The organism is Intrasporangium flavum (genome assembly GCF_001956915.1).
In the GTDB taxonomy this organism is placed as follows: Bacteria; Actinomycetota; Actinomycetes; order Actinomycetales; family Dermatophilaceae; genus Monashia; species Monashia flava.
On record NZ_MLJO01000020.1, the window covers coordinates 51,539 to 62,379 of the forward strand.

The 10,841-nt window shown below is 73.0% G+C and carries 11 protein-coding genes; 3 read left to right on the top strand and 8 right to left on the bottom strand.

Features of this window, described 5'->3' with window-relative positions; genetic code table 11:
- Positions 1-11: 11 nt before the first annotated feature.
- The 3 genes from BIV28_RS15105 to BIV28_RS15115 all read right to left on the bottom strand — a co-directional run bounded on the left by BIV28_RS15105 (position 12) and on the right by BIV28_RS15115 (position 3,390).
- Complete coding sequence (locus BIV28_RS15105; RefSeq protein ID WP_076263185.1) at positions 12-794, bottom strand: TSUP family transporter; 783 nt, start codon at positions 792-794, stop codon at positions 12-14.
- Entirely contained in the window at positions 791-1,522 is a 732-nt protein-coding gene (locus tag BIV28_RS15110; RefSeq protein ID WP_076263219.1) for an HAD family hydrolase, read from the bottom strand. Before BIV28_RS15110 ends, BIV28_RS15105 begins: the two co-directional genes overlap by 4 nt.
- A gap of 89 nt (positions 1,523-1,611) precedes the next feature.
- Positions 1,612-3,390, bottom strand: a complete 1,779-nt coding sequence (locus BIV28_RS15115; protein WP_076263187.1) for a proline--tRNA ligase — start codon at positions 3,388-3,390, stop codon at positions 1,612-1,614.
- A gap of 147 nt (positions 3,391-3,537) precedes the next feature.
- On the opposite strand from BIV28_RS15115, the gene BIV28_RS15120 reads away from it, so the two are divergent.
- Both BIV28_RS15120 and BIV28_RS15125 read left to right on the top strand, forming a co-directional pair.
- Positions 3,538-4,362: a methyltransferase domain-containing protein gene (locus BIV28_RS15120; RefSeq protein WP_076263189.1), complete on the top strand. Its 825-nt coding sequence runs from the start codon at positions 3,538-3,540 to the stop codon at positions 4,360-4,362.
- A gap of 78 nt (positions 4,363-4,440) precedes the next feature.
- Positions 4,441-5,283 carry a GNAT family N-acetyltransferase gene (locus tag BIV28_RS15125; protein ID WP_076263191.1) on the top strand — a complete coding sequence of 281 codons (843 nt, stop codon included), beginning with the start codon at positions 4,441-4,443 and terminating at the stop codon, positions 5,281-5,283.
- Between the two features lie 7 nt (positions 5,284-5,290).
- On the opposite strand, the gene BIV28_RS15130 is transcribed toward BIV28_RS15125, so the two are convergent.
- The 5 genes from BIV28_RS15130 to BIV28_RS15150 form a co-directional block, all read right to left on the bottom strand.
- Positions 5,291-5,707 carry a DoxX family protein gene (locus BIV28_RS15130; RefSeq protein WP_076263193.1) on the bottom strand — a complete coding sequence of 139 codons (417 nt, stop codon included), beginning with the start codon at positions 5,705-5,707 and terminating at the stop codon, positions 5,291-5,293.
- A gap of 31 nt (positions 5,708-5,738) precedes the next feature.
- A complete protein-coding gene (locus BIV28_RS15135; protein ID WP_076263195.1) occupies positions 5,739-6,584 on the bottom strand; it encodes a GNAT family N-acetyltransferase in 846 nt (281 codons plus the stop codon).
- 183 nt (positions 6,585-6,767) lie between these two features.
- A complete protein-coding gene (locus tag BIV28_RS15140) occupies positions 6,768-7,400 on the bottom strand; it encodes a nucleoside/nucleotide kinase family protein (RefSeq protein ID WP_242653071.1) in 633 nt (210 codons plus the stop codon).
- Positions 7,401-7,441: 41 nt separating this feature from the next.
- Positions 7,442-8,602, bottom strand: coding sequence for a flavodoxin-dependent (E)-4-hydroxy-3-methylbut-2-enyl-diphosphate synthase (gene ispG / locus BIV28_RS15145; RefSeq protein ID WP_076263221.1), 1,161 nt, complete (start codon positions 8,600-8,602; stop codon positions 7,442-7,444).
- Between the two features lie 60 nt (positions 8,603-8,662).
- Positions 8,663-10,009, bottom strand: a complete 1,347-nt coding sequence (locus BIV28_RS15150; protein ID WP_076263198.1) for a M50 family metallopeptidase — start codon at positions 10,007-10,009, stop codon at positions 8,663-8,665.
- Positions 10,010-10,107: 98 nt separating this feature from the next.
- Here BIV28_RS15150 and BIV28_RS15155 point away from each other — a divergent pair, with 98 nt between their 5' ends.
- Positions 10,108-10,815, top strand: coding sequence for a hypothetical protein (locus BIV28_RS15155; RefSeq protein WP_076263200.1), 708 nt, complete (start codon positions 10,108-10,110; stop codon positions 10,813-10,815).
- Positions 10,816-10,841 lie beyond the last annotated feature (26 nt).

Below are 10,841 nucleotides of genomic sequence, written 5' to 3' on the forward strand. Positions count from 1 at the left end.
CGGGTCGGACGTCAGGGCCAGAGGCCGAGGAGGCTCCCGCCGATCTTGACGATGAACGCCGAGACGATGAGGACGAAGACGGCACGGACGAACCCGCTCCCGCGCGCGACGGCCGTGCGGGCGCCGACGTACCCGCCGAGGAGGTTGGCCGCGGCGATGACGACGCCGACCTTGAGCAGCACGAGCCCCATCGGCGCGAACACCGTGAGGGCGCCGAGGTTCGTCGCGAAGTTGGTGATCTTCGCCTTGGCGCTGGCCTCGAGGAAGGCGTAGCCGAGCAGCCCGACGAGGGTGAAGACGAGGAAGGACCCCGTGCCGGGGCCCAGCGCGCCGTCGTAGACGCCGATGACGAAACCCGTCAGCATCGCGAGCACGACGTGCCGGGCGCCGTGGAACCGGCGCAGCGACTCCCGGCCGAGGTCCGGCTTGAGGAGCGTGTAGGCCCCGACGGCGACGAGCAGCACGAGGATGATCGGGTTGAACGCCGACTTCGGGATGTGCAGGCCGATGACGGCCCCGAGGATCGCGCCGACGTACGCGACGGCCGCCATCGGCAGCGCGGTGCGCAGGTCGGGCCGGACGCGTCGGTAGTAGGTCACCGAGCTCGTGGCCGTGCCGAAGATCGAGCCGAACTTGTTCGTCGCGAGCAACTGGGCCGGGCTCGCCCCGGGGAGCAGCACGAGCAGCGCCGGCAGCTGGACGAGCCCGCCGCCGCCGACGACGGCGTCGATCCAGCCCGCGGCGAAGGCGGCGACGCCGAGCAGGGCCAGCGTCGTCAGGGTCGGGTCGCTCACGGAGCGGTCTCGCCGTCGGCGGCCTCGTTCCAGGCGGCCACGATGGCGGCGACGTCGAGCAGCTCGTGGGCCACCGCGTCGGGCGTCGCCTCGTGGGAGACCTGCTGGTCGACGGGGATCTGCGAGTGCGGGATCCAGATGGCCCGCATGCCGGCCTGCTGCGGACCGTGCACGTCCTCGTAGGAGCGGTCCCCGACGTAGGCGCACTCCCCCGGGTCGACCCCGAGCGCCTCGGCGGCGTGCACGAAGATCTCGGTCCGGGGCTTCACCCACGGCGTCTCACTCGAGTAGACGTCGGCATCGATGAGGTGCAGCACGCCGTCGCGTTCGAAGATCGACCGGTGGTACTCGCGCTCCCAGATGGTGTTCGACAGGACACCGACGCGGATTCCCTTGTCGCGCAGGCTCGTCCACAGCGCTTCGACATCCGGGTGCGTCAGGGTGTGCGGTTCCCAGAAGTCCCGGTAGGCCGCCAGGCCCGCCTCGAAGGCCGGGTGGCCCGAGGTCAGGCCGACCGACTCGAGGATGTCCGCGAGGCGCGCGCTGCCGCCGTGGGTGCGTCCGTGGCGCCACGCGGCGTCCTCGGCGGCGAGGATGGCCGACGCGAGTTCGTCGCGAGCGCACGCCACGTGGCCCATGCCGTCGGCGAAGACGTTCCACTGCGCACGCATGTCGACCGTGTGCCAGGGGGTGAGGGTGCCGCCCCAGTCGAAGATGACGCCGCGCACGGGCCGGGCAGGCCGGACGGGCCGGACGGGCCGGACGGGCCGGACGGGACCGACCGCCCCGGCAACGCGGTCCGGATGCTCGCCCGCCGTCACGAGCGCTCGACCTCGGCGGTGACCTCGGCGGTGACGACCGGCACGACCTCGTCGACGGCCACCTCGCGGCGCTCGCCCGAGCGTCGGTCCTTGACCTCGACGACGCCGTCGGCGAGGCCACGCCCGACGACGACGATCGTCGGCACGCCGACGAGCTCGGAGTCCTTGAACTTCACGCCGGGGCTGACGCCCTTGCGGTCGTCGACGAGGACCGACAGGCCCTGCGTCTCGAGCTCGCGCGCGATCTCCTCGGCCTTGACGAACATCGCGTCGTCCTTGCCGGCCACGACGACGTGGACGTCGACCGGCGACAGCTCGCGCGGCCAGATGATGCCGGCCTCGTCGTGGTTGCCCTCGACGACGCAGGCCACGGCTCGCGAGACCCCGACGCCGTAGGAACCCATGACGACGGTGACGAGCTTGCCGTTCTGGTCGAGCACCTTGAGGTCGAGGGCCTCGGCGTACTTCGTGCCGAGCTGGAAGACGTGGCCCATCTCGATGCCGCGCGCCCCCTCGAGGACGTGGTCGCAGGTGGGGCAGGGGTCGCCGAAGCGCACCTCAGCGGCCTCGATGGTGCCGTCGGCGGTGAAGTCACGGCCGGCGACGAGGTCGATGACGTGCTGCCCGGCGACGTTGGCGCCGGTGACCCAGCGGGTGCCCTCGGCGATGCGCGGGTCGAGCAGGTACCTGATGCCGGTGCTGCCCTCGGTGCCGAGCGCGCCGGGGCCGATGTAGCCCTTGACGAGCGCAGGGTTGGCGGCGAAGTCGGCCTCGGTGAACGCCTCGACCTCGGCCGGCTCGACCTGGGCGCCGAGCCGCTTCTCGTCGACCTCGCGGTCGCCGGGCACGCCGATGGCGAGCGGCTCGCGGGTGCCGTCGGGGTGCACGAGCATGACGACGACGTTCTTCAGCGTGTCGCCGGCCGCCCACGCGCGGTCCTCGCGGGGGAAGCGCTCGTTGAGGTGGGCCACGAGCGTCTCGATGGTGGGGGTGTCGGGGGTGTCCTCGGCGTGCGCCGCGGGCACGCCCTCCCAGCCGACGGCGTCGGGCGCGGGCACCCGGACGGCCTCGACGTTGGCGGCGTAGCCGCAGCTCGTGCAGTGGACGTAGGTGTCCTCGCCGACCTCGGCGGTGGCGAGGAACTCCTCGCTCTTGCTACCGCCCATGGCGCCGGCCATCGCCTCGACGATGACGTAGTGGAAGCCGAGCCGGTCGAAGATCCGGACGTAGGCCTCGCGGTGCAGCTGGTAGCTCTTGTCGAGCCCGGCCGCGTCGACGTCGAAGGAGTAGGAGTCCTTCATGACGAACTCGCGGCCGCGGAGCACGCCGGCGCGCGGCCGTGCCTCGTCGCGGTACTTCGTCTGGATCTGGTAGATCGACAGGGGCAGGTCCTTGTACGAGCTGAAGAGGTCCTTGACCGTGAGGGTGAACATCTCCTCGTGCGTGGGGCCGAGCAGGTGGTCGGCGCCCTTGCGGTCCTGCAGGCGGAAGATGTTGTCGCCGTACTCGGTCCAGCGGCCGGTGGCCTCGAAGGGCTCCCGCGGCAGCAGCGCCGGGAAGAGCAGCTCCTGGGCGCCGATGGCGTCCATCTCCTCGCGGACGATGCGCTCGACGTTGCGCAGCACGCGCAGGCCGAGGGGCAGCCAGGTGTAGACGCCCGGGCTGACGCGGCGGACGTAGCCGGCGCGCACGAGCAGCTTGTGGCTCGGGACCTCTGCGTCCGCCGGGTCCTCGCGAAGGGTTCGCAGGAACAGGGACGACATGTGCAGGGCCACCGGGACTCCTTCGGGTGCGTCGCTCGGGTGAGCGCGGGTGAACCCCGGAAGGATATCGGTCGACCGCAGGGCGCTCCGACCGCGTTTCGCCCCGGGCCGCGTGAGACGTCGCTGCCCGTGCCCGGTGCGGCGGCGTAGCGTCCCGGCATGGGCGACGTCTACCTGCACGGGCACCACGCGAGCGTCCTCGCCTCGCACGGCGCGCGCACCGCGGCCGACTCCGCGGCCTACCTGCTCCCGCACCTGCGCCCGGGCCTGTCTGTGCTCGACATCGGGTGCGGCCCGGGCACCATCACCCTCGACCTCGCCGAGGCCGTCGCGCCGGGTGTCGTCGTCGGCCTCGAGAACGTCGAGGGGCCGCTCGTCGAGGCCCGCCGGCACGCCGCAGCCCGGGGCGACGAGCGCACCCGGTTCGAGCTCGCCGACGTCGCCGCGCTCCCCCACGCCGACGACACCTTCGACGTCACGCACGCGCACCAGGTGCTCCAGCACCTCACCGACCCCGTCGGCGCCCTGCAGGAGATGGCGCGTGTGACGCGTCCGGGCGGCGTCGTCGCGGTGCGCGACGTCGACTACGCCTCGATGGTGTGGCACCCGGCGTCCGAGGGGATGACGCGCTGGCTCGACACCTACCGGCGGCTGGCCCGGCTCAACCACGCCGAGCCCGACGCCGGGCGGCACCTGCTCGCCTGGGCGCACGCCGCCGGGCTCGCCGACGTGACGCCGACGGCGTCGCTGTGGACGTACGCCACGCCCGAGCAGTCCGCCTGGTGGGGCGGCGTCTGGGCCCGACGCGTCGTCGACTCGACCTTCGCAGCGCAGGCCCTCGAGCGCGGACTCGCGACGCGCGCCGACCTCGAGGCGATGCGGGCGGCCTGGCTCGCGTGGGCGGCCCACCCCGACGCGTGGTTCGCCATGACGCACGGGGAGCTGGTGGCCCGGGTGGACGCGGTCGGCACCCCGATCGGCTGACGGCGACCGGCCGGCCGGCCGGGTCCGCCTGACGGAAAACCGCGGGCGGGCGCACGGCGGCGTCTGCGAGATTGGGGCATGACCGCGCCGCTGACCGTCCACGTGACCTCCGACCCCGCCGAGGCCCGGTCGTGGTTCGCCGGGCTCGTCGACCGCGAGCCGCAGGCGCTCAGCGTCGTCGCGAGCGTCACCGCAGGCATCCTGCACGACCCGACGCGCTACCCCGGTGCCCGCTGGTGGGCGGGGCACGACGGCACCGACGTCGTCGCCGCCTACATGCACACGCCGCCGCACCCCCTGCTCGTCGCGTTCGCGACGCCGGCCGAGGCCCGGGCGCTCGCCGCAACCCTCGCCGGCCAGGGCGACGAGCTACCAGGGGTCAGCGGCCTGCGCGAACCGACCGAGGCCTTCGCCGACGAGTGGGGTCGTCGCACCGGCGCTCCCGTGCGCACGACGATGGAGGTCGGACGGTTCGCGCTGCCCGAGCGGGCGGTCGTGCCGTTCGCGGTGCCCGGGGCGTTCCGTCGCGCCACGACCGCGGACCTCCCGGTCGTCGATGCCTGGCACCAGGACTTCGTCGATGCCATCGAGGGCCCCGGGCGGCGCGCCGCGAACCCGCTCGACGCCCACGTCGCCGACGGCCGCGTCGGCCTCTGGGTCGACGACGACGCGCCGGTCTCGATGGCCTACGCCTCCCCGGCGAGCGGCGGCCTGACCCGCGTCTCCGGGGTGTGGACGCCCCCGGACCTGCGCGGGCACGGCTACGCCAGCGCCGTCGTCGCCGCCCTGTCCAACGAGCGGCTCGACGACGGCGAGGCGTGCATGCTCTTCACCGACCTCGCCAACCCGACGTCGAACGCGATCTACCAGGCGATGGGCTACCGGCGCGTCGGCGACGCTGTGACGATGGCTTTCGGCTGAGGCCTGCTCAGCGCATGACACCGGCGGCGCGCAGGCCGGCCCGGATCATCGGCCACTGCAGGGGCAGCCGGGCGACCGTGGCGGCGAGGTAGCCCTGACGGGCCCGGTCCTCCGGCGCCCGGTCCAGGCGACGCTTGGCCTGGGCGGTCATCGTGACGTTGGCGGGGAAGACGCCGACGAGCAGCGCGGCCGAGGCCAGCCCGGCCACCCGACGCGTCGAGGGAACGAACAGCCCCACGGCACAGGCGATCTCGGCCGCACCGGACACGAGCACCAGGGCGCGACGGTTCGGCAGCGCCTTCGGCACCATCCGCTCGAACGGCTCCGGGCGCACGAAGTGCATGACCCCCGAGGTGAGGAACAGGCCTGCGAGGGCGACACCGTCGCGGCCGAGCCGGGACGCAGGGTTGGGGCGCTTCGTCATGGACGCAGCCTAGGCGTCCGGTGCCGGCGGGTCAGAGCAGGACGGTGGTGAAGGCGCCGACCTCGTGGAAGCCGCACCGGTCGTAGGTGGCCCGCGCCGCGACATTGAAGTCGTTGACGTAGAGGGAGACCTCGTCCGCCGGCCCGGCCAGCACCTGCTCGACGACCGACGCCATCGCGGGGACCGCGAGCCCCTGTCCCCGCAGCCGGGGGTGCAGCCACACGCCCTGGACCTGGGCGCACCCGAGTGCGAGCGAGCCGATGTCGGCCTTGAAGACGACCTCGCCGTCCTGGATCCGCACGTAGGTGTGGCCCTGCCGGATCAGCGCCGCGATGCTGGCGCGGTAGCCGCGGTCGGAGCCGTGGTAGGGCGGGTAGCCGATCTCCTCGGTGAACATGTGCGCCGCCGCCGGGAGCACGAGGTCGACCTCGTCGAGCGTCGCGGGGCGCACCCGGTCGTCGAGGTCGACGCCGAGGCTCGACGGCGGGGTCGACGTGGACAGGAGCGGCTGGTGGGTGCGGACGGCTCGGACGGGCCCCCACGACGGGCCGAGCCGGTCCCACAGGCCGATCACCTGGTCGGTGGGACCGAAGATCGACGCGCACTGCCGGCGCATCCGCATGATCCGCGCCGCGACCGCCGTGACGCCGGCGTCGTCGAGCTCGACGGGCACGACGTTGGCGCTGACCCACGCGAGCCCGGTGAGGTCGCCCGCCTCGACGTGCCCGATGAGCGACCCCGGCGACGCGGCGATGCTGCCCTCGAGGATGCGGGCGGCGACGAAGACGTTGGCCACGCGGTCGCGCGCGCACAGCGCGAGGGCCGTGTCGCGGTCGGCGGTCGACAGCGACCGCACGGGGAGGCGTTGGCGGAGCACCTCCCAAGAGTGACGGCACGAGGGCGACTTGTCACCTACGGCTCGCCCCGGCGACACCATCGTGACCTCCGCGTGTCGTCAGGGCCCGCCACCCGCCGCCGGAGGGCACCCTGTCGCCACACCTCCCCGCGGGACCACCGCGCGGGACCACCGCGCGGGACCACCGCGGGCAACCCCCAGGCGTCAGCGCGGGTTGCGGTGCAGCAGCGGCGCGTCGAGGTCGGTGTTGTCGAGGACCCACGTCGCCGACTCCCGGGGGTGCGCCCGCTCGAGGTAGAGCCGCTGGCCTCCGACGTAGCGGCGGTTCGACTCGGCCTCCGGGTCGGGGTCGTGGCCCTCGCCGAACCGGGCGTTGCCGCGCGGCACCGACACCGCGAAGGGCACGTCGACGAACACGACGGCGTCCCACGCGTCGGCGAGCTCCGGACGCTGGAGGAAGATCCCGTCGACGAGCAGCAACGTGTCGACGCCGACCGGCACCGGGTCGGCGTCGACGCGTTCGTCGCGCTCCACGTCGTTGACGGCCGGGGTCACCGGCAGCCCGGCGCGGAAGGGCTCGAGCACGACGCGACGGAACGCGGCGTAGTCGTAGGAGTCCTCGTAGAACGTCTCCGGGCCGCGACCTCGCGCGACGCGCTCGGCACGGGGGCGGTGGAACCCGTCCACCGACACCCGCACGACGTCCCGGTCGGCGCCGACGACCTCGGCGAGCTGGTCGGCCAGGACCGTCTTGCCGGCCCCGTCGACGCCGTCCACGGCGACTGCGACGCGTCGGCCGGGGTGCAGCGCGACGAGCTCGCCCGCGAGCACGCTCACGACGGCGAAACGCCCCGTCGCCGGGACGGGTGGGCGCACGGTCAGCCGACGGTGACGCTGGGGCTGCCGGCGGCGTCGTCGTCGATCGGCTCGCCCATCTCCTCGGCGATCCGCATGGCCTCCTCGATGAGCGTCTCGACGATCTGGGCCTCGGGCACGGTCTTGATGACCTCGCCCTTGACGAAGATCTGGCCCTTGCCGTTGCCGGACGCGACGCCGAGGTCGGCCTCCCGGGCCTCGCCGGGGCCGTTGACGACACAGCCCATGACGGCCACCCGCAGCGGCACGGTCATGCCCTCGAGACCTGCGGTGACCTGGTCGGCGAGCGTGTAGACGTCGACCTGGGCGCGGCCGCACGACGGGCACGAGACGATCTCGAGCTTGCGCGGCTTGAGGCCCAGGCTCTGCAGGATCTGGTTGCCGACCTTGACCTCCTCGACCGGCGGGGCCGAGAGGGAGACGCGGATCGTGTCGCCGATGCCCCGGGACAGCAGGGCGCCGAAGGCGGTGGCCGACTTGATGGTGCCCTGGAAGGCAGGGCCGGCCTCGGTGACCCCGAGGTGCAGGGGCCAGTCGCCGCGCTCGGCCAGCAGCTCGTAGGCGCGGACCATGATGACGGGGTCGTTGTGCTTGACCGAGATCTTGAAGTCGTGGAAGTCGTGCTCCTCGAAGAGGCTCGCCTCCCAGACGGCCGACTCGACGAGCGCCTCCGGCGTCGCCTTGCCGTACTTGTCCATGATCCGCTTGTCGAGGCTGCCGGCGTTGACGCCGATGCGGATGGAGACGCCGGCGTCCTTGGCCGCCTTGGCGATCTCCTTGACCTTGTCGTCGAACTGGCGGATGTTGCCCGGGTTGACGCGGACCGCGGCGCAGCCGGCGTCGATCGCGGCGTAGACGTACTTCGGCTGGAAGTGGATGTCGGCGATGACCGGGATCTGGCTCTTGCGGGCGATCGCGGGCAGCGCGTCGGCGTCGTCCTGGCTCGGGCACGCGACCCGGACGATGTCGCAGCCGGCCGCGGTCAGCTCGGCGATCTGCTGGAGCGTCGCGTTGATGTCGGTGGTCGGCGTCGTCGTCATCGACTGCACGGAGATCGGGAAGTCGGAGCCGACCCCGACCTTGCCGACCTGGATCTGGCGGGTCTTGCGCCGGGGCGCGAGGACCGGCTGGGGCGCGGACGGCATGCCGAGGGAGACGCTCATGCGGCCCATTATGTCGCGGCTCCGCTCGGTTCCGCGGGCCGCTCCCCTTCGGCGGGGTGCTCAGCCGAAGAAGCTGATCGGCTTGACGATGTCGGCGTAGATGAGCAGCACCGACATCGTGATGAGCACGAGGCTCATGCCGTAGGCGATCGGCAGGCCCTTGGCGACGTCGACGTAGCCGGGGTCGGGTCGGTTGCGCACTCGGGCGACGCCCTTCTTGACCGCCTCCCACAGCGCGCCCGCCACGTGCCCGCCGTCGAGCGGCAGCAGCGGGATGAGGTTGAAGACGAAGAGCGCGAGGTTGAGCGAGGCGATGAGCAGGACGAGCTGGGCGAGCTTGACCCAGTTGCCACCCTCGGAGTCGGGGATGTCGACGGCCGCGACCTCGCCGCCGAGCCGGCCGACGCCGACCACGGAGATGGGACCGTTCGGGTCGCGCTCGCCCGAGCCGAAGGCCGCCTGCACGACGCCGGCCATCTTCTGCGGGATCTGCACGATGATGCCGGCGGTGTCGAGGACGCGGTCCCAGACGTACCCCGGCGCCTCGAGCAGCGGCGTCTTCACGAGGTCCTGGCCCGGCACGATGCCGGCGTAGCCCATCGGGGCCAGCACGAGCTTGCCGTCACGCACGACGGGCTTGCCGTCGGAGCCGTAGGTGGCCCTCTGGAGCCGCGCCGGCGTCACCGTGAGGGCGACTTTCTGGTCGCCGCGCTGCACGACCCATGCCGTCGGCGTGCCGGCGTGGTCGCGGATCGTGGCCGAGATCTGGTCCCACGAGCTGACGGCCTTGCCGTCGATGCTCAGGACGCGGTCGCCCTGCTGCAGACCGGCCGCGGCCGACGGCGCCTTCGGGTCGCCCGCGGCGCAGGTCGGCTGCGGGTTCTGGACCGTCGGGGCCGCGGTGGGCACGCACTGGGCCACTGCACCGACCTTGGCCGCCACCTGCGGCAGGCCGTAGAGCGTGATGACACCGGTGATGAGGACGAAGGCGATGAGGAGGTTCATCATCGGCCCGCCGAGCATGATGACGATCTTCTTGCCGGGGCTCAGCTTGTAGAAGACGCGGTCCTCGTCGCCGGGCTGCACCTCCTCCATCGAGTCGGCGCGGGCCTGGTCGACCATCTGGCTGAACCGACCGGTGGAGCTGCTGCGCAGCTGGCCGGGAGCGTCGCCGGGTCGCGGCGGCAGCATGCCGATCATCCGGACGTAGCCGCCGAGCGGGATGGCCTTGATGCCGTACTCGGTCTCGCCGCGCCGGCGCGACCACACGGTCGGGCCGAACCCGACCATGTACTGGGTCACCTTGACGCCGAACTTCTTGGCCGGCACGAGGTGGCCGATCTCGTGGAGGGCGATGGACAGGGCCACGCCCACCACGACGACGAGGACCCCGAGCACGAAGAGCATGACCCATTGTCACATCCGGCCGCCGCCGTTCCGCCCCCTCCCGCGACTCCGCGGAAAAGCGGGGGACGCGGCGCCCGGACAGCGGCGACACTCGATGGGTGCAGGCACCGACGGAGGACGCGTTCCGGGCCCTGGCGCACTCGTCGCCGTGGCTCTTCACGACGCTGCACCTCACCGTGCGCCGGCCGCTCCGCTCCCCCGTGGAGGCGTGGCTGTCGCGCCCGGGTCGGCTGGCCGTAGAGGTCGACGGGGCACGGCACGTCGTCACGGGCGTGCCGTACGGCAAGGCGGTCCTGCGCGGCGCCGGCACCGAGCCGGAGCCGTGGGTCGCGTCGCCGCCCCAGGACCACACCCCGAGGTGGCGCGCGGACGGGCTCGTCGGGCGCCGACCCGGTCGCCTCGAGGTCGACTACGACGACCCCCTCTGGGGCTCCTACGAGTGGGTCGCCATGCTCGACCCGGTCGAACTGTCCGCCGGGACCCGGCTGCGTGACCTGCAGGCCACCGCACGGGCCGGGCGCGAGACGTGGTGGGCGCTCGCGGTCGGGGTCGAGGGCTACGACCCGCGGTACTCGTGCTGCCCGCTGCTGTGGGGCGCGGAGTCGGAGCGGCTCTACGCCGGTGCCGACGCCGGGCCGCTGCGCGCCGCCGACGAGTACCCGGAGTGGCTGGTCGGGCTCGACCGAGCGACCGGCGTCGTCGTGTCGTGCGAGCCCGTGGGCCCGGTCGGGGTGCCGGCCGGGTTCACCGTCGACCTCTACGAGGTCGACGTCGACCTCCCCGACGCCCTCTTCGCTCCTCGCTGAACCAGCCGATTCGAGGTATTCCGCGA